The following is a 21465-nucleotide window of genomic DNA, read 5'->3' as shown; positions in this document are numbered from 1 at the left end:
AGAGCTGGCGCGACCGTATGGCGGCCGAGGCGCCCTCCGCAGTGGGGCCCGGTATCTACCGCAGTTCCGCGCAAGAGGACAGCTCTCGGCGAAACCCGCACCACCGTGCTCGGGCGCGCTACCAGGCGGCAGAAAGGCATGGACCGTGGCGTCCACGGTCGTCACCGAGAAGCGGCCCGGTTACGGACAGCTGCTCCGCACCCCTGGTGCCCTCTCCTTCCTGCTCCCGGGCTTCGCCGCCCGGCAGCCGTTCGCGATGCTCACCATCGGCATCGTCCTGCTCGTCCAGCACACCACCGGCTCCTACGGCAACGCCGGTGCCGTCGCCGCCGTCACCGGCGTCTCCATGGCGCTGTTCGCCCCGCAGAGCGGCAGGCTCGCCGACCGCTTCGGCCAGCGGGCCGTCCTGGTCCCCGGCGTGCTCATCCACGCCGCCTCCGTCTCCCTTCTCGTCGCGCTGGCCCTGGCCGGCGCCCCGCTGTGGGCGCTGTTCCTCGCGGCCGTCCCCTCCGGCGCCTCCGTGCCGCAGGTCGGTCCGATGGTCCGGGCCCGCTGGGCCGCCAAGCTGGACGGCACGCCCCTGATGCCGACCGCCGCCGCCTTCGAATCGGTGACGGACGAGTTCACCTTCGTCGTCGGCCCGGTCCTCGCCACCGCCCTGTGCACCGGCGTCCACCCGGCCGCCGGCCTGATCGCCGAAGCCGCACTCACCCTGTTCGGCGGCCTGTTCTTCGCCGCCCAGCGCCGCACCCAGCCCGCCCACGGCCTCTCCGCCGCGGCCGCCCAGGCGGACGGCGAACCGCACCGCTCGGCCCTGTCCATCCCCGGCGTCCGCGTCCTCGCCATCGCCTTCCTCGGCATCGGCTCGGTCTTCGGCGGCATGCAGGTCTCCCTCACCGCCTTCTCCGAGGAGATCGGCAACCCCGGCGCCAACGGCCTGCTCTACGGCATCTTCGCCGCCGGCAACATGCTCGCCGGCATCGCCATGGGCGCCATCGCCTGGAAGACCGGCCCGCGCCGCCGCCTCTTCGTCGGCTACGCCGGTCTGGCCGTCGCCGCCTCCCTCCTGTGGTCCGCCCACTCGGTCCTGCTGCTCGGCGCCCTCGGCCTCGTCGTGGGTCTGTGCATCGCCCCGGCCCTGATCACCGGCTACACGATCGTCGAGACCCTGGTCCCGGCGTCCTCCCGCACCGAGGCCTTCACCTGGCTGACCGGCGCCGTGGCGCTGGGCCAGGCCGCGGCCGTCACGGTCGCCGGCCGGCTGGCCGACGCCCACGGCTCCAGCACCGGATTCCTGGTGCCGATGGCGGGCACGGTGCTCGCTCTCGCCACCCTGGTCGCCCTGCGCTCGCGACTCCACCCCCGCGCGGCGAGCCGGGTCGCGGCACGTGGTATAGGTCACCGAGTTCCCGTGCCGGTGGACTGAACCCGCGGAATACGTCACTATGGATCGTCGTTAGCACTCGATGAGTGTGAGTGCCAGGAGGAAGACAAGTGCCGACCTACCAGTACCAGTGCACCGAGTGCGGCGAGGGCCTCGAGGCGGTGCAGAAGTTCACGGATGACGCTCTGACCGAGTGCCCCAACTGCAAGGGACGCCTGAAGAAGGTGTTCTCGGCGGTCGGCATCGTGTTCAAGGGCTCCGGCTTCTACCGGAACGACAGCCGTGGTGCGTCGTCCAGCAGCTCGCCGGCCTCGTCGAAGCCCTCCTCGTCTTCGACGTCGTCCTCTTCGTCGTCGTCCTCCTCCTCGGCGTCTTCCGCGACGTCGTCGAGCACGGCCTCGACGTCGTCCAGCTCCACCTCGGCGGCCTGACCCGGGCCCCGCTCCACGTACCTGACGAATGCCCTGCCGATCCCTTCGGCGGGGCATTCGGCGTTCGTCGGGGGCGGTTAGGGTGACGGGCATGGCGACCCAGACGACTGACCTGTTCGCAGACATCGGGGTGATCGGCGGCTCCGGGTTCTACTCCTTCCTGGACGATGTGACCGAGGTGTCGGTCGACACCCCGTACGGCAGCCCCAGCGACTCCCTCTTCCTCGGCGACCTCGCCGGCCGTCGAGTCGCCTTCCTCCCCCGGCACGGCCGCGGCCACCACGTGCCGCCGCACCGGATCAACTACCGCGCCAACCTGTGGGCCCTGCGCTCCGTGGGCGTGCGCCAGGTCCTCGGGCCCTGCGCGGTCGGCGGACTGCGCGAGGAGTACGGCCCCGGCACCCTCGTCGTGCCCGACCAGCTGGTCGACCGGACGAAGGCCCGCGCGCAGACCTTCTTCGACGGTGAACCGCTGCCGGAGGCCTGGGGCGGGGCCGTGCCGAACGTGGTCCACGTGACTTTCGCCGACCCCTACTGCCCGGACGGGCGTCGGGTGGCCCTGAAGGCCGCCCGGGGGCAGGGCTGGGAGCCGGTCGACGGCGGCACGATGGTCGTCATCGAAGGGCCCCGCTTCTCCACGCGCGCCGAGTCGCGCTGGCATGCGGCCGCGGGTTGGTCGGTGGTCGGCATGACCGGCCACCCCGAGGCCGTTCTCGCCCGGGAACTGGGACTCTGCTACACCTCCCTCGCACTCGTGACGGATCTGGACGCGGGCGCGGAGACGGGGGACGGCGTCTCGCACACCGAGGTCCTGCGGGTGTTCGGACAGAACGTCGGCCGGCTGCGCGACGTGCTCTTCGACGCGGTGAGCGCGCTCCCCGCGACGGTCGACCGGGACTGCCTGTGCACCCAGGCCCACGACGGGTGGGACCTGGGGATCGAACTGCCCTGAGCGACGCGGCCGGGGGCGAACCGCGCCGCGAGGACCGAACTGCCTCAAGCGTCCTCGCCCCGCCTCGCGGCGGCAATCGCTCGCGGGGGTGAGGAAGTTGTCCACAACCGCCGGTTTGTCCACAGGCCCGAGCAGGATCGCGGCTCGTGCGGGACGGTGAGTGCGGTTCGCCGGACGGTCCGGCGAACGGCCCGACTCACGACAGGCGGTTGCGCGATGAACACGGACTCCTGCCTCCCCCACACCCGCACCTCGGTGCCCCCGCCGTGCGGGGTGCCGCAGTTCGACCCGCTGCGCGTGCGCGGCGGAAGGCTACGCCTGCGCAGGGCCCTGCGCCGCAGGCGACGGGCACCCGCCGCGGTTCTCGCGATGACGGCCGCCGCGCTCGCCGCGACCGGGGCCGCCGGGGCGGACGACCCGGTCCCGCAGCCGCCACCGCCGTCGGCCCGTGCGCCGCACCGGCCGGCCGACGTGCCGCTCGTGTCCGCTCCCGTGCGGATCGCCGACGCCGCGACGGTCCGGCTGCTGCGCCCGGGCGACCGGGTGGACGTGATCGCCGCACCCGACTCCGCCGTGGGCGCGGGCGGTGACGCCCGCGTGGTCGCCTCGGGCGCCCGAGTGGCCGAAGTACCGCGTGCGGGTGAGACTCGTTCGGACGGTGGGGCCTTGATCGTCCTGTCCGTTCCACGGTCGACGGCGACAGCGCTGGCCGGTGCGGGCATCACGTCCCAACTGGCGGTGACGCTGTGCTGATTCGCACTGACGGCCTGTCAAGTAACCGTCACGTGTGTACGGATTGGACGCTCCTGCGCCGCTCGCGGCGTAATGGCTCCGGACACAGCAGCACACGCGACGAAAGGCACCTTGGTGGCCGAGAAGAAGGAAAGCTTGCTGGGAGGCTTCAAGGCCTTCCTGATGCGTGGCAACGTGATCGACCTTGCGGTGGCCGTCGTCATCGGTGCGGCGTTCACCAACATCGTGAACTCGGTGGTCAAGGGCATCATCAACCCGCTCGTGGGTGCCTTCGGCACGAAGGACCTGGAGGGCTACTCGTCCTGTCTGAAGGCCCCCTGCCGGGTGATCGACGGGGAGATGCAGGGCATCCAGATCCAGTGGGGCCTGGTGCTCAGCGCCATCCTCAGCTTCGTGATCACGGCGGCCGTCGTCTACTTCCTCATGGTCCTGCCGATGGCGAAGATCCTCGCGAAGCGCGCCGCGCACGAGAAGGCGAAGGAAGGCGTCCAGGAGACCCTGGAGGTCAGCGAGCTGGAGGTGCTCAAGGAGATCCGCGACCACCTGGTCTCGCAGCGCGGTCCCGTGAACAACACGGGCGTGACCTCCCAGACCGGTGGCGGCACCGGGGCGCACTCCACCTCCTGACCGACGGCTCGCGTCGGCGTCAGAGGTGGTGCGGCGGCTTCTCGTCGAGGAAGCGCGCGAGGTCGGCGGCGCTGTCGCCGCCGGCGGGAGGCCGCTCGCCCCATCCACGGTCCGTATCGTCCGCGGACTGCCGGTCCAGCGGATCGTCGAAGATCAGTGCCGGCCTGGGTTCGGGGTTGGGGACTGTGTCGGACTGCTTCGCTGCGCGCGGTCCGTGGGCGGGGGCGGTGCTCATGCATCCAGGTTACGCCGGGTGCACCGCCCCGGACCCCGCTGATCTGCGAGATACCGCTCAGCGGTCCTTCGGGTCGAGCGCCCACAGGCCGAGGACGACGAGGAACGACAGGACCAGGAAGCCCGCTCCCCACCACGCTGTCCCGGTGTCCCCTGCCATCCACTCGTCGACGACGATGGTCAGCCCCCACAACTGGCCGATGACCACGGTGAGGGCGAGGGTCAGGCGGGCGGAGAGCTTGGAGGAGCGTTCGGGCTCCTGCTCGGTGCCGGCGCCCGGGCCCGGCCCGGTGTGGCGGACCCGCGGGTCGCCGTAGCCGCTGGTGGGGCGGATCTGGGGGTAGCGCTCGTGGACCGGGCGGTTGAGGCGCGGCTGCGCGCTGCCGGGGGTGTAGACGGGCCGGGGCGGCAGGTCCTGCGGGGTTCCGGCCTGGTGTCCGGGGGCGGCCGGGTCCTTGGGGAACGGGGTGTCGGTCATGTCCTGCGACTCCTCTCCACCGCACCGCGGGCGGCGGCGCCCGGACAACCGAGGCGGTCGGCGAGATCGGGGCGCTCCTCGCCGAGCTGGCGGCACAGGCCCTCCTGGACGCTCTCCCCGGAGCGGGTGGTGCCCACGGCCCAGACGCTGCCGTCGGCGTCCTCGACCAGGAGGACCTTCGGCAGCGCGCGGGGCGGCGGGCCCGCGGTGACCTCGCCGGTGCGGGCGTCGAAGACTCCCTCGTGACAGGGGCAGTACAGCTCGCCCTCGCTCCCCCGGTCCTTGCGCCAGAGCACGGCGCAGGCGAGGTGGGTACAGACGGCGGAGTAGCCGGCGAGGGTGCCGTCCTCCAGGCGGACGGCGACCGCGCGGTCCTCCTCGTCGGGGTAGCGGAAGGCGACGGAGTCGCCGGGGAGGATCTGGTCGGCGATCCTCTTGGGCTCGAGGGGCCCGTCGCCGTCGCCGTGCCGGTGCAGGATTCCGGAGGCCACGCCGACACCGCCGATGGCCAGGCCGCCGGAGACGGTGGCGACGATCCGCAGGTAGTCGCGGCGGGTGGTGAGGGAGTCGGCGGAGATCCGGTCGCGGAGCGCCGCCTGGGCGGCGTCGGGCGCTCCCGCGCGATCGGCGTCGTTGGGGTCGTCGGCGCCGGAGCCGTGGCCTGGGGGCTGTTCGGTGAGGCTCATCGGACATCCACTCCGTTGACTTCGACGATGGGCAGACCGCCGGGGACGGGCCACTGGACCTTGTCGGCGGGGACGACCATCGCCACACCGGTGGAGACGGTGGTGGAGCCGAAGGTGAACGAGTCGGCGACCTGGACGCCAGGGCGTTCCGCGCGGAGCTCGTCGAGGGTCCCGTAGAAGAGGGCGCCGGTGGGGCAGACGGTGGCGCACATGGGGGCGAGGCCGTAGGCGGTGCGGTCGTAGCAGAGGTTGCACTTCATCTGCAGCTTCGCCTGGAGGTCGATCTTCGGGACGCCGAAGGGGCAGGCGTTGACGCAGTTGGCGCAGCCGATGCAGCGGGTGGTGTCGGCCTGCTGCACCACGCCGTCGGCGGTCACCAGGATCGCGTCGGCGGGGCAGACCTCGGCGCACGGGGCGACGGGGTCCTCGCAGTGCATGCAGACAGTGGGAAGGGAGGCGACGGACTGCCCCTCGTCGGGGTAGTCGAGGTGGATCATCGACTTGCCGCGGTGCGAGTCGCATTCGCGGCACGCGGAGACGCAGGCCTGGCAGCCGATGCAGCGACCCGGGTCGATGAAGATCGTGCGGCCCATCATGTGCGGCGTCAGCTCCTCTCCGAGGTGCCACGGCCCTGTGGGGACGTGGGGGGCAGGGGGTCGTCGCGGGAGATCTGGGTCGCCGGGTAGGCGACCTGGCCGGGGGCGGTGGGCGGCGCCGGCACCTCGTCGATCCGTTCGGCGGCCTCGATGCGGGCGGCACAGACCTTGTATTCGGGGATCTTCGAGCGGGGGTCGAGCGCGTCGATGGTCAGCGCGTTCGCGGCGGTGGGCACGGGCCAGTGGTACGGGACGAAGACGGTGTCGGGGCGGATGGCCTCGGTGACCAGGGCGGGGAAGACCTCGCTGCCGCGGCGGGTGACGACGCGGACCGGGTCGCCGTTGCGGAAGCCGTGGGAGGGGTGGACCTCGACCCAGGGGCGCGGGGTCTGCTCGACGAGGGCGCCCAGGCGGCGGGTCTGGTTGCCGGAGAGGAAGTGGGCGACGGTGCGCCCGGTGGTGAGCGAGAGGGGGTACTCCTCGCTGTACGGGTCCATGGGCGGGTGCCATTCGACGACCTGCAGATGGATCTTGCCGTCGGCGTGGTAGGTCCGGCCGTCCTCGAAGAGGCGGGGGGTGCCGGGGTGCTCGGTGGTGGGGCAGGGCCAGGCGATGCCGCCGGTCTCCTCCAGCCGTTCGTAGGTGATGCCGTAGTAGTCGTTGACCGTGCCGGCCGAAGCGATGCGGAGCTCCTCGAAGACGGATCGGGAGTCGGGGAAGGCGAACTTGTCGCCGACGCCGAGCCGCCTGGCGAGTTCGCAGATGACCCAGGTGTCGGTGCGGACTCCGGCGGGAGGCTCCTGGGCCTTGTTGTGCTTGACGACCCGGGCCTCGGCGTTGGCCATGACGCCTTCGTCCTCGGCCCAGACGGTGACGGGGAAGACGACGTGCGCGTTGGCGGCGGTCTCGGAGAGGAAGAAGTCGAATTGGGCGTGGAACTCGGTGGTGTCGTATCCGTCCTTCACCGTGGCGTAGTGGGGAAGGGAGACGAAGGGGTTGTTGCAGATGCCGATGAGGCCGCGGATCTCGCGGCGCTGCATCTGCCAGACCATTTCCATCATGGAGGTGCCGGCGGGCGGGAGTTCGGACTCGTCGATGCCCCAGATCTCGCAGATCTGGCGGCGGTGTTCGGGGTTGGAAATGGAGCGTCCGCCGGGCAGCAGGTCGGACTTCTGGCCGTGCTCGCGGCCGCCCTGGCCGTTGCCCTGGCCGGTGATGGTGCCGTAGCCGGCGCCGGGACGCCCGATGTTCCCGGTGGCGACGCAGAGATTGATGATCGTCAGGCAGTTCTCGACGCCCTGGGAGTGGTGTTCGACGCCGCGGGCGTGCCAGGCCATGGCCTTGTCGGCGCCGGCGAACATGCGGGCGACCTGGACGATCTGCTCCTCGGGGACGCCGCAGATCTCGGCGGAGCGGGCGGGCGGGTAGTCGGCGACGTTCTTCTTCACCTCCTCCCAGCCGGTGGTGTGGGCGGCGAGATAGGCCTCGTCGGTGAGGCCCTCGGCGACGACGACGTGGAGGACGGCGTTGAAGAAGGCGGCGTCGGTGCCGGGTTTGAGGGCGACGTGGACGTCGGCGGTGCGGGCGACGGCCGTCTCGCGCGGGTCGACGACGATGAGGCTGGCGCCGCGGTCCCGGGCTCCCCACAGGTACTGGGTCATGACGGGGAAGCATTCGCCGACGTTGGAGCCGGCGATGAGGAGGCAGTCGGTGAGGAGGATGTCGGAGAAGGGGTTGCCGGCCCGGTCGATGCCGAAGGCGAGCTTGTTGGCCCCGGCGGCGGACACCATGCACAGGCGCCCGTTGTAGTCGACGTGCCGGGTCTTGAGGGCGACGCGGGCGAACTTGCCGACGAGGTAGGTCTTCTCGGAGTACAGGCTGGCGCCGCCGAGCAGGCCGAAGGCGTCGTTGCCGTACTCGGCCTGGATGCGACGGATCTCGGAGACGGTGAAGTCGAGGGCCTCCTCCCAGCTCGCCTCGCGGAAGGGCTCGTCGCGGTTGCGGCGGAGCAGCGGGCTGGTGAGCCGGTCGGGGTGGTTGACCTGCTGGTAGGCGTTGATTCCCTTGGGGCAGAGCCGCATCCGGTTGATGTCGTGATTGCGGGGCTCGACGCCGAAGACCTTGCCGCCGCGGTCGACGCGCAGATACATGCCGCACTGCACGCCGCAGAAGCAGCAGTGGGTGGGGACGAGGGTCTCGCCGTTCTGGTCGGCGTGCCAGCGGTCGGCGGGGATGCCGCCGGCGTCGCGGAAGTTGCGGGTGCCGGGTGGGGCGACGGAGGGGTCAAGGGGCAGTGGAGCGGGCAGCGGCGAGGTCACTTGAAGCCCTTCTTGACGTGGCTGAGGTAGGCGGTGCCCCGCAGGACGCGCTTGCAGCGCGGGCAGTACTCGGCCCACTGGTCGAAGTCGAGCTTCAGGTCGCGCATGGTGCCCTGGAGGTTCTCGACGTAGGGGGCGGTGTCGATGGGCTGACCGCAGCGGCGGCAGGCGAGGAGGCCGGTGTCGGCGCCTTCGCCGGCCGGCTGCCCGTCGCGGCGGCGGGCGGTGTACTTGAACAGCTGCATGCCGACGGCGGCGGGCCGCTGGACGATGTGGAAGAACTTCCCGAACGGGATGTAGATGAGGGTGAAGACCACCGACACCATGTGGAGGATCGCCAGGAACTCGTAGCCGCCGCCGTGCAGGAAGATCGAGGAGAAGGTGAGCAGCAGGCCGGTGACGGAGATGACGATGAGGGCGATCAGCGGGACCAGGTCGTAGGCGAAGCGCTGTCCGGTGATGGCACCGCGGTCCTTCATACGGCGCCACAGGAAGTAGGAGGCGCCGGGGATGACGAGGACGGCAGCGATGTCGAGGCCGTGGAACATCAGCCAGCCGACGACGTTCAGCGCGTCGAAGCCGAGGACCTTGAATCCCCAGATCCGCATCTCGTAGCCGGGCCCCGAGCCGGTCGACGAGGTGAAGGTGAACCAGCCCCAGGTCAGCGGGAAGGTGATGAGGGCGGCGAGGACGCAGCCCCAGAAGATCAGCTGGTGGGCGGCCCAGCGGGCATGCGAGCGGGCGCCGAGGAACTTCTGGAAGCCGAGGTAGGTGGCGATCATCCGGGGCAGGGCGGTGGGCGCCCTGCGGAAGTTCTCCGCGGAGAAGAAGGCGCGCCACCCCTGCTTGAACAGGCGCCGGGCGCCGGGGGCGGAGACCCACACGGTGTAGCGGTAGGCGACGCCGAAGGCGAGGAAGACGGTTGCCACCGCGTACGGGAGGAGGGCCGAGTCGAAGTCGCGCAGCAGTCGGCTGCCGAGGACGATCGCGAGGATCAGCAGCACGGAGACGGTGACCCCGGCGAGGGTCGCACGGCGCCGCACCTGGGCGGGACTCTGCGGGGGTCGCTCGGCGACGGCGGGTGGGGACTCGGCGGGGGTTCGCTCGGGCTCGGCGGGTGCCTGTGGTGGCTCGATCACGCGGCCACCTTAGGTAGATTTTTACCCTATTCGCCCGTTCTGCGGCACGGATGGGTGAGTCCCGACCTGCCGGAGCTGCCGAGGCTTCGCCCCCGCGGCTCAGACGGCGTGGAGGCCGTGGGCCTGGAAGATCCCCCGGGTCGCGGCGACCTGCTCCTGCGTGGGCGGCGGTGTGTCGTGGAGAGTGAACGGCTTGGCGAGTACCTGCCACTTCGCTTCGCCGAGTACGTGGAGGGCGTCGCCGCCTTCGCCGGGGGCCCGGCAAGTCTCCCGGGTGGACGTCCTTCCTTCCACAAGGGTCGTCCGGTCGGCCCCGGGACGAGCACGAAACGGACGTGGACCTCCTGGCCGAGGTCGGCGAGCCGACGGGCGAAGTCCAGCGTCGGCCGGAACGGCCAGCCGGTCACCTTCTCTTACGTGTCCGGATCCCAGGACTTGATGTCGAGCAGGACGAGGTCGGTGTCGCGAGCAGGGCATGGGTGGCGCGGGCTCCGAGGAAGCCCGAGGTGTCGAGCGCGGTGATTGCGCTCCGTCTGACCGATCAAAGGGGGCGGCGGTGGTCATCTTCCAACGGGCGAAGGTCCCCTTCCGGGCATGGAAGAAGGCCCGCGGTGACAGGGCCTTCTTCTGCAGGGCCGTGCTCCGCGGGGCCGTGCTCCGCGGGGCCGTGCTCCGCGGGGCCGTGCTCCGCGGGGCCGTGCTCCGCGAAGCGCCTTCCCAGGCCCGTCAGCTCGGGGCCTCCGCGCCCTTGCGGGCGTAGAACCACCAGGTCACGGCCATGCAGCTGACGTAGAAGCCGACGAATCCCCACATCGCGCTGGTCACGGCCACGGATCCGAAGAGGGCCGGGATGAAGAAGAAGCCGTAGGCCGCTACGCCCGACGTGAAGCCGGTGACGGCACCGGACTCCATTTCCGCCTGCTTCAGGGCCCGGGCGTACTCCGGGGTGCCCTCCGTCAGCCCCTTCAGGTGGGTGCCGCGGAAGATGACCGGGATCTGCCGGAAGGTCGAGCCGTTGCCGATCCCGGAGAAGAAGAACGCGGCGAGGAAGCAGAAGAAGAAGCCGTAGAACGAGCTGTTGTCAGCGCCCGAGGGCAGGAAGGTGATCACGCCGATGATGGAGGCCGCCATGCCCACGAAGGACAGGAGCGTGACCCGCGCTCCGCCCCACTTGTCGGCGATCCAGCCGCCCGCCCACCGGGCGAGGGCGCCGACGGCCGGGCCCATCCAGGCGTAGGTGGCGACCGGGTACTCCGGGAAAGTGGTCTTGATCAGCATCGGCAGGGCCGCGGCGAAACCGATGAAGGAGCCGAAGGTGCCGACGTAGAGCCAGGTCATCAGCCAGTTGTGCTTGCGCTTGAAGATGATCTTCTGTCGGCGGAACGGGGTGGACGCGACCTTCAGGTCGTTCTGGCCGAACCAGGCGACGGCGGCCAGGACCAGCAGCACGGGGACCCAGAGGAATGCCGCGTTCTGCAGGTGGACGGGGGTGCCGTCGGCCTTGTGCTGGGCGGAGCCGATCGCGATCGTCGACCAGGTGATGACGATCGGGGTCAGCAGCTGGACCGCCGAGACGCCCAGGTTGCCCAGCCCGCCGTTGATGCCGGTCGCGCTGCCCTTCCTGGCCTTCGGGAAGAAGAAGCCGATGTTGGCGAGGGAGGAGGCGAAGTTCGCTCCGCCGATGCCGCAAAGGGCGGCTATCGCGACCATGACGCCGTAGGGGGTCGACGGGTCCTGGATGGCGATGCCGAGCCAGATCAGCGGCACGATCAGCACGGCCGTCGACAGGGCGGTGAAGCGGCGCTGGCCGATCATCGGGCCGAGGAAGGTGTAGAAGATCCGGGCGGTGCCGCCGGTCAGACCGGGTATGGCCGTCAGCCAGAACAGCTGGGAGGTGGAGTAGGCGAAGCCGACGTCCTTCAGGTTGGTCGCGGTGACCGACCACACCTGCCACACCACGAACGCCACGAGCAGCGCCGGCACCGCGATCCACAGATTGCGGTTCGCGACCTTGTGCCCGACGGACTTCCAGAAGAGCTCGTTCTCCGGCTCCCAGTCCGTGATCGGCTTCCCGGGGCTGTACTGCTCCGGGTCGTACGAGGCCGGCGCCGGCCCGCCCGTCGTTCTGCTGTCCTGGACTACGGAACTCATGGCGCTTCCCTGACGTTTCGAGGGCTTCTTGCTCCTCCAGGCTGCGCTCGCGCACAGGGGGTGCGTGAGAGTCCATGGTCGTCAGCGCAGGCGGGCCTAGGTCCCGTCAGGGCCGGGACATTGGGACGTGGGGGACGTCGGGGACGTCGGGATGTCGGGGCGTGGGAGGCGTCGGGGCGTGGGAGGCGTCGGGGCGTGGGAGGCGTCGAGGGGCTGGGGACGCCGGGGACGTCCGAGGCGTCGTAGGTCGTCGCGGGGCGTCGGGCCGGATCGTCGAGGACGCCCGGTCCGGTACGGCTCCGAAAAGGACCCGGGCGGTAGGGACTTGCGGCCCCTGCGGTACGGGACTTGCGGCCGGTCCACGGGGCGCGGCGCGGACGTAGCGTGAGGGACGAGGGGGCCGTGGCGGCGAACGACACCGGCGCCGCGGCCCCGGACGGGGCCGGACGGGGCCGGACGGGGCCGGACGGGAACGCGAGCGGGGAGGGGGCTCAGGGACGGGACAATGAGGCGCTTCACGGCGCCGCCGCGCCCGCCACGCCGAAAGCCACCGCACCGCCGGAGCCGCCCACCGACTCCCCGTGCCGTCGGAAACCAACGAGCCGCCGAGCCACCGACTCCCTGCCCTCGGAAGCCGCCCGAGCCACCGACTCCCCCTGCCGTCGGAAACCACCGAGCCGCAGCCGCCGAGCCGCCCGCACCGCTGACAGCGCCGTAACCCCCGGAAGCCCGGAGCCGGGCGGCCTGTGGTGTCGTGGCTGTCGCCGCACGCCCTCGTCTGGTGTTCTGTGGGGCATGACGCAACCGTTCCTCCCCCTCACCGCCCGTTCCCGTGAAGAGGCGCACCGGGCCGCCACGCCGCTCGAGCTGTTCTTCGACCTCTGTTTCGTCGTCGCGGTCGCGCAGGCCGGGGCCGAGCTCGTACACGCCGTGGCGGAGGGGCATGCCGGGTCCGGGATCCTGAACTACGCGATGGTCTTCTGGGCCATCTGGTGGGCCTGGATGAACTTCACGTGGTTCGCCTCGGCGTACGACAACGACGACGTGCTCTACCGCGTCGTCACGCTCGTCCAGATCGCCGGCGTGCTGATCCTCGCCGCCGGCGTATCCCGCGCCTTCGAGGACCACGACTTCCTCGTCGTCTACATCGGCTACGTCGTCATGCGGCTCGCCCTCTCCTCCCAGTGGCTGCGGGCCGCGCACCACGCCACCGAAGCCGCCGAGCGGACGATGTGCCGGCGGTACGCGGGCGGGGTGATCGCCTGCCAGATCGGGTGGGTGACGCTGCTGTTGGTCCCGGAGGACGCCCGGCCGTGGGTGTTCCTCGTGATGGCGCTGGCCGAGATGGCCGTGCCCGTGTACGCCGAGAAGGACGTCACCACGCAGTGGCACCCGCATCACATCGCCGAGCGCTACGGCCTGTTCACCATCATCGTGCTCGGCGAGACGATCGCCGCGGCGACGGTCGCCGTGAAGTCGGGCGTCAGCGAGAACGACGCCCTCGGCGAGGTGCTGCCGATCGCCGCCGGCGGACTGCTCATCGTCTTCGCCGCCTGGTGGATCTACTTCGTCGTGCCCGCCCACGACCGGCTCGTCTCCAACCGTCAGGGCTTCCTGTGGGGCTACGGCCACTACCTGATCTTCGCCTCGGCCGCCGCGATCGGCGCCGGCATCGAGATCGCCGTCGAGCAGGCGGTCGGCAAGGCGCACCTGTCCACGCTCGCCGCCTCGTCCGCCGTGACCATCCCGACCGCCCTGTTCCTGCTGTGCGTGTGGCTGCTGCACGCCCGGTACTTCAAGGTCGGCATCGCCCAGCAGGCCGTGCTGCCGGTGTCGTCCCTGGCGATCCTCATGTGCACCTTCGCCGGGCACTGGGCGGTCCTCGCGGCCGGGCTCGTGGCCGCCGCGACCGTGGCGGTGGGAGTGACGCTCACGGCCACCAACCCGGCCACGCGCCGGACCGCGTGAGCCGACCGCGTGAGCCACGCGCCGGACGTCCGCCGCGTGAGCCACGCGCCGGACGTCCGGGCCCCCGGACCGCCGCCGTCCGGTGAGATCCACCGACGCGTCCGGACCCACGTGCCCTGCACGCCCCGCGATCCCACGTGCCCCGCGCCCGTGATCAGGGCCCGGAAAGCAGGCACGGCCGCCCCTGTCCGTGCTACGCAGGAGGGGTGGCCGAACACGAGAACGACGCAGCCGAGCACCGCACCTCCTTCCCCGACGGGCAGCCGCAGGACGCGCCGCCCGTGCGCGACGCCCTCACCGACGTGGCCGGCCTCCGGGTCGGCCACGCGCGGGTGCCGGGTCCCGGGGCGCTGTCCGGCACGACGGTCGTGCTCGCCCCGGAGGGCGGGGCTGTGGCGGCCGTCGACGTACGGGGCGGCGGCCCCGGCACCCGGGAGACGGACGCCCTCGATCCGCGCAATCTGGTCCAGCGGATCGACGCCGTGGTCCTGACCGGCGGCAGCGCGTACGGCCTCGACGCGGCGGCCGGGGTGATGGCCTGGCTGGAGGAGCAGCGGCGTGGGGTCCGGGTCGGCCCCGACCCGGCGCACGTGGTGCCGGTGGTCCCCGCCGCCTGCGTCTTCGACCTGGGCAGGGGCGGCGACTTCGCGGCCCGTCCCGGCGCCTCGACGGGCCGGGCTGCGGTGGAGGCGGCTGCGGCGAGCGGCCCGCACGCGCGCGTGGAGACGGGCGCGGTGGGCGCGGGGACGGGCGCCGTGGTCGGCGGCCTGAAGGGCGGGGTGGGGACGGCGAGCACCGTTCTGGATTCGGGGATCACGGTCGCCGCGCTGGTCGTCGTGAACGCGGTCGGCTCGGCGATCGATCCGGAGACGGGCGTCCCGTACGGCGCCTTCTTCACGCCCGGCACGCGCCCGTCCCACCCCGACCCCGCGGTGCACGAGGCGGCGCAGCGGCGGCTCGCGGATGCCCGGGCGAAGCTGGCGGCACCGCCTTTGAACACCACTCTCGCGGTGGTCGCGACGGACGCCGCGCTGACTCGCGCGCAGGCGCACAAGCTCGCGGGGACGGCGCACGACGGCATCGCCCGCGCCGTCCGTCCGGTGCATCTCCTCAACGACGGCGACACCGTCTTCGCCCTCGCGACGGGGGCGCGCGAACTGCCCTCCGCGCCGGGCCCGCTCGCCCTCAACGAGATCCTCGCGGCGGGCGCGGACACCGTCACGCGGGCCATCGTCCAGGCCGTTCTCGCACCGTCCGCCGGGGTCTCGGGGCCCGGCGGGGACTTCCCCGCGTACCGGGAGCTGTACGGCGCCGCGTCCGACGGCTAGCCCTTGTCGCCGACTCCCGGTATACCAAAGGAAGTTGACGGATTCGCGCAGGAGGCGCGGGAACTCCGTGCGCGGCCCCGTTCGTTTTCCCGAACGCCGGACACGATGTCAGAGCCAGGGACTACGTTTAGCAAGCAGCAAGTGACATGCGGCGACGGCCTGGAGACCCCCTTGAACGATCCGCTGGATCCTTCTCACGATCCGTACGAGACGACCGAGACCCAACTTGAGCGACTCCTCGGCCGGGCGCTCAACTCCTTCGACCTGCCCGACTCCACGATCGAGCGCCTGGAGACGGCGCTGGCCCACTCCAGTGCGCTGTACTCCTCGCACCACAGCGCGTCGCTGCACCGCACCACCTACCGCCACACGTATCTGCTGCCCGACGGCACGGCGCTCAGCCTCTGGGAGCTCGTGCACAACTCCGGCCGGGACGGCGCCGAGCAGCACGAGCTGTACGTGGAGGAGTCCGAGGTCCGGCTCGCCGCGTCCCGGCTGCCGGCCGGTCCCTCGCTCGGCTGGACGGTGGAGCGCGCCGACGGCTCCCCGGCCGACGAGGACGGCGACCTCGAGCTGTTGAGCGCGCTGCTCGCCCGCCCGATACCCACGCAACCGCGGATGTACGTCCCGGACAACTCCGCCGACCACGCCCGCCGGGTGCTGCGCCGCGCGGAGAACGCGGACCGGCCGGGCGAGGCCACCGCCCGCCGGCTGCGGCTCGCGTTCGCGCACCACATCACCCAGGCCTTCGGGCGCCACTGCCCCGTGGAGGGCGGCCGGGACGCCGGCTTCACCCTCTACGAGCACCAGTTCCTGCTCCTCGACGGCAGCGAGCTCAGCCTCTGGGAGGTCGAGCACACGGCGACCCCGGACGGCCGGCACATGTGCGAGGTGTACGAGGAGGAGCGCGCCGCCCGCGAGGCGATGGAGTCCCGCTCCCGGGTCCGCTGACAGGCCCTACGCGACCGGCGCCGGGGCCGGCACCTTGGCGGCGGCTCCGAGTCGCCGGACGGCGAACTCCCTGTTGGTCACGGTCTGCTCGCGGTGCGGCAGGGGCAGGTCCGACAGGCCGAGCAGCCGGTCGCAGGCGGCGAGCGAGGCCGCCGGGTCGCCGGCCCAGTAGGCGGTGATCGAGTACTCGAAGAGCAGTCCCCAGCGGTACACCCAGGGCTGCAGGAAGAGCAGGTCGTCGGCGGGCGCCGGGCGGTCGAGGCCGGCCGAGACGATGGCGTGCGCCGCGTGGTGCCGGTTCATCCGGCGTAGCCGAGAGCCCAGTTCATAGCAGGCCTCCAGGCGCTCGGGGCGCGCCTCCCAGGCCCGTACGAGGGTGTCCTGCGCGGTCGGCCAGTCACCCGCGTCGGCGGCGATCACCCCCGCCTGGAGCAGGGAGTAGTAGACCTCCTCGCCCCAGCCGCCCATGGCCGCGCGCCGCTCGTAGAGAGCGATCGCCTCCTTCGCGCGGCCCATGTCGCGCATGGTCTGGGCGAGGTAGAAGACCGTGCGGGGGTTCCCCGGGTCGCGGTCGAGCTCCGCGGTCAGCAGGCGGGCGTCGCGTTCGTACTTGTCGTGGCGCGAGCCGCCGTCCGCGCGGTCCTCGATCACGAGGGCGTCCAGGTTGCGCTGGGTGTGCTCCCGGTCGGCGGTCAGGTACTCGTGCGTGACACCCTCGTACCGCCACGGCAGATCACCCCTGACCAGGCGCTTGATCCGGTATTCGAGGGCGCCCGCGTGCCGCAGCAGGTAGGCGTCGGCCATCAGCGCGGGCAGCGGCCCGTCCTGCCGCAGCACGTGGTCGGCGTCGAGGAGCAGCAGGAAGTCGGCCCGGCCGCGGGCGTGGGCGATGTTCCGGCTCCGGTTGTGGCCGAAGTCCACCCACGGCTCCTCCCGCAGCTCCCCGGGGATGCCGCGCAGGGCGGTGCGGATCAGCTCCTGGGTCCCGTCGGTCGAGCCGGTGTCGGTGATGACCCAGGTGTCGATCAGCTCACGGGCGGAGGCGAGGCAGCGCTCGATGACGCGGGACTCGTTCTTGACGATCATGCAGAGGCAGATCGACGGCTTCACGGCAACACCACTCCCGGCGGATCGGTCCGGGGGACCTCATGACCCGGTGACCGTACGAACCGGCCCCCGGCGCCCCGGAACGCCGCGCCGGGAGACCACCGGAGGTTCGCTCCCGCGTACGCACCCATTCGATGGTGGGCGTAGGCCGTGGAGTTGATTGCTCTTCGCGTTCCTCAAGGCGTTGCAATCGCGATCCGATGAACCGGAGTGAAGCCGAACACGCTTCCACACGATCCACCGATCCGGTTATTGAAGGAGCAGATGAATGCGTCCTGAGCTCAGGACCAGGTCCCCCCTGGGTCCGCTCGCCCGGCGACGAGCCTGGATCTCCGGCGGCGCCGTCGCCTCGCTCGCCCTCGTCCTCACGGGCATGGCGGTCCCGGCCGCCGTGGCGAAGACCCCGGGCGCTCTTCCCGCCCTCAGCACGGCCGCCCCGGTCACCGACGACTGCCCCGACGGCCCGCCGCCGCACCACGAGGACGGGCCGCCGCACCACGAGGACGGGCCGCCGCCGTGGGAGGACCACGGCCCGCACGGCCAGGTCAACGAGGTCGACAAGATCCGCGACTACGTCGACGGCAAGGTGAACCACGCGGTGGAGGGCGGGCAGCGCGCCCGCTCCGTCATGGGCGGGGGCGACGAGTGCAAGCCCGACCACGGCGGGCAGCCTGGGCCGACGGGCCCGACCGGACCGCCCGGACCGCCCGGGCCGGAAGGCCCGAAGGGCGACACGGGCTCTGCGGGTCCTGCCGGCCCCGCGGGGCCGGCAGGACCGCAGGGTCCGCAGGGCCCGGCCGGCACGGGTGGCACGGGCAGCACCGGCCCGGCCGGACCGGCGGGACCTGCGGGACCGGCGGGCCCGGCCGGCCCTGCGGGGCCGCAGGGTCCCCAGGGACCGCAGGGGCCTGGCGGCGGTGACACCGGCCCGGCGGGCCCGGCAGGACCGGCTGGTCCGGCAGGCCCGGCCGGACCGCAAGGTCCCCAGGGACCGGCGGGCCAGGACGGCGCGTCCGGCCCCGCGGGACCGGCGGGCCCGGCAGGACCGCAGGGACCGGCAGGACCGCAGGGACCGGCAGGACCGCCCTCGTGTTACGACATCGACGCGCACCGGCTCGAAGCCAGCCGCGAGGTCAAGGCCGTGATCTCGAACGGTGACGTGTTCGCCGGTATCCGCGACCTGCAGTCCGACGTCACGGACTTCATCTGGTACCCGCTCGACGGCGCCCCGGACGGCGCGTGTGCCGTCTCCATCGCCGAACAGGCCAACCAGATCTCCGTCGAGACGCTCACCACCAGCGGGCAGGTGTGGGAGTTCCGGTGCGTCACGGTTGCGGGCTCGGGCAACACCCTCAACTGCGACACCGTCACCGACGACCCCGAGAGCCCCGACTACCCGCGGGGCCGCTGGATCATGCTGAACGGGCCGTCCGCCAAGAAGGCGGTCGCCAACAACACCAACCGGTTCCTGGCCGGCCAGAAGAGCCACGCCAAGGTGGGCAAGGTGAACTACGCCGCGAAGGCGTCGAAGTGACCTGACCGGACCACCTGACCGAGGGGCGGTGCGTGACCGGTGCGCACCGCCCCTCTCACCTCGGCGGAACGGCGAAGGGCCCGGGCCGCGGGACGTGCGTCCCGGGCCCGGGCCCTTCGTCGAGCGCGCGCGGTCGCGCGGTCGCTCAGGAGGCGGCCAGCGCCGGCTCCTTCTCGACGGCGGTCGGCTCCTCGTCCGCGCCGCCCTCCAGGTGCTGCTTCGGCTTCGCCGGCAGCGCGAACATCACGAGGAAGATGCCGGCGAGCACCACGGCCGCCCAGACGAGGGAGTTCTGGAAGGCGTCCGTGAAGGCCGCGGTGTTCGCCGAAGGCGAGGTGATCGGCTGCCGGTCGTCGACGATGCCGAAGAACACGACCGAGACCAGGCCGAGGCCGAGCGCGTTGCCCATCTGACCGGTCGTGTTGATCAGGCCCGAGGCCGAGCCGGCGTGCTCGCGCGGCACGTCCGACAGCACCGCGTCCGTGAGCGGGGCCACGATCAGGCCCATGCCCAGGCCCATCACGACGAGGGGCAGGGCCATCTGCCAGGGGGCGATGTCCGCGCCGTAGCGGCCCGCCACCAGGAAGTAGATGAGGATGCCCGCCGCCATCGTCAAGGCGCCCGCCTGGAGGACCTTCCGGCCGAAGCGCGGCACCAGCTGCTGCACCGAGAGGCCGGCGGCCGTGGAGACCGCGATCGAGAACGGCACGCCGGTCAGACCGGCCTTCAGCGGGCTCCAGCCGAGCCCGATCTGCATGTAGAGCGTCCACACCAGGAAGAAGATGCCCATCACGACGCCGAAGGTCAGCTGCACCGCGATGCCGGCCGCGAAGGACTTGACCTTGAACAGCGACAGCTCGATGAGGGGCGAGCCGTCCTTCTTCGTCTTGTACTTCTCGTACGCGACGAGGGCGGCGAAGACGACGAGGCTGCCGGCCATCATCACGTGGCCCCACACCGGCCAGCCCAGCTCGCGGCCGCGGGTCAGCGGGTAGATCAGCATGAGCAGGCCGACGGTCACCAGGGCCACGCCGACCAGGTCGAGGCGGAGCGCCTGGGGCGCCTTGGACTCGGTGATGAAGCGACGGCCGAGGAACAGTGCGGCGACGCCGACCGGCAGGTTGATCAGGAAGATCGGGCGCCACTCCAGACCCGCGATGTTCCACTGGGTGAGCAGCGCGCCGAGGAGCGGCCCGGAGACCGCGCCCAGGCCGATGATCGCGCCGAACATGCCGAAGACCTTGCCGCGCTCGTGCGCCGGGAAGGTGACGTGCACGATCGAGAGGACCTGCGGCACCATCATCGCCGCGGCCGCGCCCTGGAGGAGGCGGGAACCGACGAGCATCTCCTGGTTGGCAGCGACGCCGCAGAGGGCGGAGGCGAGGGTGAAGCCCGCGGTACCGGCGAGGAAGAGGCGCTTGCGGCCGTAGATGTCACCGAGCCGGCCGCCGGTGATCAGGCCCGCGGCGAAGGCGAGCGCGTAGCCGGCGGTGATCCACTGGATCGCCCCGAACGAGGCGCCGAGGTCCCGCTCGATGCTGGGGATCGCGATGTTGACGATCGTGGCGTCGACCAGGTCCATGAAGGCGGCGGTCATGACGATGGCGAGGGCGATCCAGCGCCGCTTGTCGGTGGGAGCCGCATCCATGACGGCGTCGTGTGAACTCATACGAAGAAAGTAGGGGCCATATAGGTCAGCTCATGTCCTAGATGACCGCCATCCTGGAAAACATGACGGACACACCGGCACGACTCCTGAATCTGCTGTCCCTCCTCCAGACCCCGCGCGAGTGGCCCGGCAGCGAACTGGCTGAACGCCTCTCGGTCTCGCCGCGCACGATCCGGCGGGACATCGACCGACTGCGGGAGCTCGGCTACCCGGTCGAGGCGACGAAGGGCGCGGTGGGCGGCTACCGGCTGGTGGCCGGGACGGCGATGCCGCCGCTGCTCCTCGACGACGAGGAGGCGGTGGCCATCGCGGTCGGCCTACGGGCGGGGGCGGGGCACGCCATCGAGGGCGTCGAGGAGGCGTCCGTACGGGCCCTGGCCAAGCTGGAGCAGGTGTTGCCGTCCCGGCTGCGGCACCGGGTCTCCACGCTCCAGAACGCCACGATCCCGCTGACCCGCGGGGACGGAGCGACCGTCGCCCCCTCCACGCTCACGGCGCTCGCGGGCGCGGTGACCGGGCAGGAACGGCTGCGGTTCGGCTACCGGGCCGGCGACGGCACCGAGACGAAGCGGCTCGTGGAGCCGTACCGGCTGGTGTCGACCGGGCGGCGCTGGTACCTCGTCGCGTACGACATGGGGCGGGAGGACTGGCGGACCTTCCGGGTGGACCGGGTGAGCGAGCCCTTCCCGACCGCGGCGCGCTTCACTCCGCGGGAGCTGCCGACGGGGGACGCGGCGGCGTATCTGACCCGGTCGATGGCCCGGACCCAGCCCGAGGTCGAGCTCGACGTCAGCTTCGAGGCGCCGGCGGACTTCGTCGCAGGGCGCCTGCCGGCGCACCTGGCGCCGGTCCCGGTCACCGACACGAGCTGCCGGCTGCGGACCCGCACGGCCGACTCCACCGAATGGCTGGCCATCCGCCTGGCCCTGGTCGACGCGCCCTTCACGATCCACGGGCCGGCGACGCTCGTGGAGTACGCGCGGGACCTGTCAGCGCGCCTGGCCGCGGCGACCCCCCACCCCTGACGACTCCGTCCCCACCCGTGCGGGCTTCCCGCCCGCTCCGTGCGGGCCTCCGCCCGTGCGAGCTTCGCCCTCTCCGTGTGCGCCTCCGCCACACTCCGTCCGGGCAATCGTCCCGCGGGGGCGGGACGCGTGGG

Annotated in this window: 20 protein-coding genes; 11 read left to right on the top strand and 9 right to left on the bottom strand. The window is 71.9% G+C overall.

Going from position 1 to position 21465, the window contains the following annotated elements:
* The first annotated feature begins 145 nt into the window (after positions 1 to 145).
* The 5 genes from AB0M16_RS21640 (at position 146) to mscL (ending at position 4147) form a co-directional block, all read left to right on the top strand.
* Entirely contained in the window at positions 146 to 1426 is a 1281-nt protein-coding gene (locus AB0M16_RS21640) for an MFS transporter (RefSeq protein ID WP_365345236.1), read from the top strand.
* 68 nt (positions 1427 to 1494) lie between these two features.
* Positions 1495 to 1815, top strand: coding sequence for an FmdB family zinc ribbon protein (locus AB0M16_RS21635; protein WP_365345234.1), 321 nt, complete (start codon positions 1495 to 1497; stop codon positions 1813 to 1815).
* 91 nt (positions 1816 to 1906) lie between these two features.
* Positions 1907 to 2767, top strand: coding sequence for an S-methyl-5'-thioadenosine phosphorylase (locus tag AB0M16_RS21630; RefSeq protein ID WP_365345232.1), 861 nt, complete (start codon positions 1907 to 1909; stop codon positions 2765 to 2767).
* 216 nt (positions 2768 to 2983) lie between these two features.
* A complete protein-coding gene (locus tag AB0M16_RS21625) occupies positions 2984 to 3520 on the top strand; it encodes a hypothetical protein (RefSeq protein WP_365345230.1) in 537 nt (178 codons plus the stop codon).
* A 114-nt stretch (positions 3521 to 3634) separates the two neighbouring features.
* On the top strand, positions 3635 to 4147 hold the full coding sequence (gene mscL, locus AB0M16_RS21620) for a large conductance mechanosensitive channel protein MscL (RefSeq protein ID WP_365345228.1): 513 nt from the start codon (positions 3635 to 3637) through the stop codon (positions 4145 to 4147).
* A gap of 19 nt (positions 4148 to 4166) precedes the next feature.
* On the opposite strand, the gene AB0M16_RS21615 is transcribed toward mscL, so the two are convergent.
* From AB0M16_RS21615 to AB0M16_RS21590, 6 genes are read right to left on the bottom strand one after another with little or no spacing between them, the layout of a single operon-like run.
* On the bottom strand, positions 4167 to 4382 hold the full coding sequence (locus AB0M16_RS21615) for a hypothetical protein (protein ID WP_365345226.1): 216 nt from the start codon (positions 4380 to 4382) through the stop codon (positions 4167 to 4169).
* Between the two features lie 57 nt (positions 4383 to 4439).
* Positions 4440 to 4859, bottom strand: coding sequence for a DUF6755 family protein (locus tag AB0M16_RS21610; protein ID WP_365345224.1), 420 nt, complete (start codon positions 4857 to 4859; stop codon positions 4440 to 4442).
* Positions 4856 to 5545, bottom strand: coding sequence for a Rieske (2Fe-2S) protein (locus tag AB0M16_RS21605; RefSeq protein WP_365345222.1), 690 nt, complete (start codon positions 5543 to 5545; stop codon positions 4856 to 4858). The genes AB0M16_RS21610 and AB0M16_RS21605 overlap by 4 nt, the downstream gene beginning before the upstream one ends.
* Positions 5542 to 6141, bottom strand: a complete 600-nt coding sequence (locus tag AB0M16_RS21600; protein ID WP_365345220.1) for a 4Fe-4S dicluster domain-containing protein — start codon at positions 6139 to 6141, stop codon at positions 5542 to 5544. The genes AB0M16_RS21605 and AB0M16_RS21600 overlap by 4 nt, the downstream gene beginning before the upstream one ends.
* An 8-nt stretch (positions 6142 to 6149) precedes the next feature.
* Positions 6150 to 8459 (bottom strand): molybdopterin oxidoreductase family protein, encoded by a 2310-nt coding sequence (locus AB0M16_RS21595; RefSeq protein ID WP_365345218.1) that lies wholly within the window; start codon positions 8457 to 8459, stop codon positions 6150 to 6152.
* Positions 8456 to 9502: an MFS transporter gene (locus tag AB0M16_RS21590; RefSeq protein WP_365345486.1), complete on the bottom strand. Its 1047-nt coding sequence runs from the start codon at positions 9500 to 9502 to the stop codon at positions 8456 to 8458. Before AB0M16_RS21590 ends, AB0M16_RS21595 begins: the two co-directional genes overlap by 4 nt.
* A 571-nt stretch (positions 9503 to 10073) precedes the next feature.
* Here AB0M16_RS21590 and AB0M16_RS21585 point away from each other — a divergent pair.
* Positions 10074 to 10358 (top strand): pentapeptide repeat-containing protein, encoded by a 285-nt coding sequence (locus AB0M16_RS21585; RefSeq protein ID WP_365345216.1) that lies wholly within the window; start codon positions 10074 to 10076, stop codon positions 10356 to 10358.
* On the opposite strand, the gene AB0M16_RS21580 is transcribed toward AB0M16_RS21585, so the two are convergent.
* Positions 10325 to 11749: an MFS transporter gene (locus tag AB0M16_RS21580; protein WP_365345214.1), complete on the bottom strand. Its 1425-nt coding sequence runs from the start codon at positions 11747 to 11749 to the stop codon at positions 10325 to 10327. The two genes, AB0M16_RS21585 and AB0M16_RS21580, sit on opposite strands and share 34 nt — an antisense overlap.
* Before the next feature lie 795 nt (positions 11750 to 12544).
* On the opposite strand from AB0M16_RS21580, the gene AB0M16_RS21575 reads away from it, so the two are divergent.
* From AB0M16_RS21575 to AB0M16_RS21565, 3 genes are all read left to right on the top strand, one after another.
* Complete coding sequence (locus AB0M16_RS21575) at positions 12545 to 13717, top strand: low temperature requirement protein A (protein WP_365345213.1); 1173 nt, start codon at positions 12545 to 12547, stop codon at positions 13715 to 13717.
* 281 nt (positions 13718 to 13998) lie between these two features.
* Positions 13999 to 15045, top strand: coding sequence for a P1 family peptidase (locus tag AB0M16_RS21570; RefSeq protein ID WP_365345484.1), 1047 nt, complete (start codon positions 13999 to 14001; stop codon positions 15043 to 15045).
* A gap of 171 nt (positions 15046 to 15216) precedes the next feature.
* A complete protein-coding gene (locus AB0M16_RS21565) occupies positions 15217 to 15996 on the top strand; it encodes a DUF6227 family protein (protein WP_365345211.1) in 780 nt (259 codons plus the stop codon).
* Positions 15997 to 16002: 6 nt separating this feature from the next.
* Here AB0M16_RS21565 and AB0M16_RS21560 read toward each other — a convergent pair whose 3' ends face one another.
* Positions 16003 to 17106, bottom strand: a complete 1104-nt coding sequence (locus AB0M16_RS21560) for a glycosyltransferase (RefSeq protein WP_365345209.1) — start codon at positions 17104 to 17106, stop codon at positions 16003 to 16005.
* Between the two features lie 265 nt (positions 17107 to 17371).
* Here AB0M16_RS21560 and AB0M16_RS21555 point away from each other — a divergent pair, with 265 nt between their 5' ends.
* Positions 17372 to 18637: a hypothetical protein gene (locus tag AB0M16_RS21555; protein ID WP_365345207.1), complete on the top strand. Its 1266-nt coding sequence runs from the start codon at positions 17372 to 17374 to the stop codon at positions 18635 to 18637.
* 145 nt (positions 18638 to 18782) lie between these two features.
* Here the strand turns inward: AB0M16_RS21555 and AB0M16_RS21550 are convergent, their stop codons facing one another.
* Positions 18783 to 20306: an MFS transporter gene (locus AB0M16_RS21550; RefSeq protein ID WP_365345204.1), complete on the bottom strand. Its 1524-nt coding sequence runs from the start codon at positions 20304 to 20306 to the stop codon at positions 18783 to 18785.
* Between the two features lie 62 nt (positions 20307 to 20368).
* Between AB0M16_RS21550 and AB0M16_RS21545 the strand changes: the two genes are divergently transcribed.
* Entirely contained in the window at positions 20369 to 21331 is a 963-nt protein-coding gene (locus AB0M16_RS21545; RefSeq protein ID WP_365345201.1) for a YafY family protein, read from the top strand.
* Positions 21332 to 21465 lie beyond the last annotated feature (134 nt).

The organism is Streptomyces sp. NPDC051921, from assembly GCF_040680975.1.
Taxonomy (GTDB): Bacteria; Actinomycetota; Actinomycetes; order Streptomycetales; family Streptomycetaceae; genus Streptomyces.
This window is presented reverse-complemented; position numbering and strand designations above follow the sequence as displayed.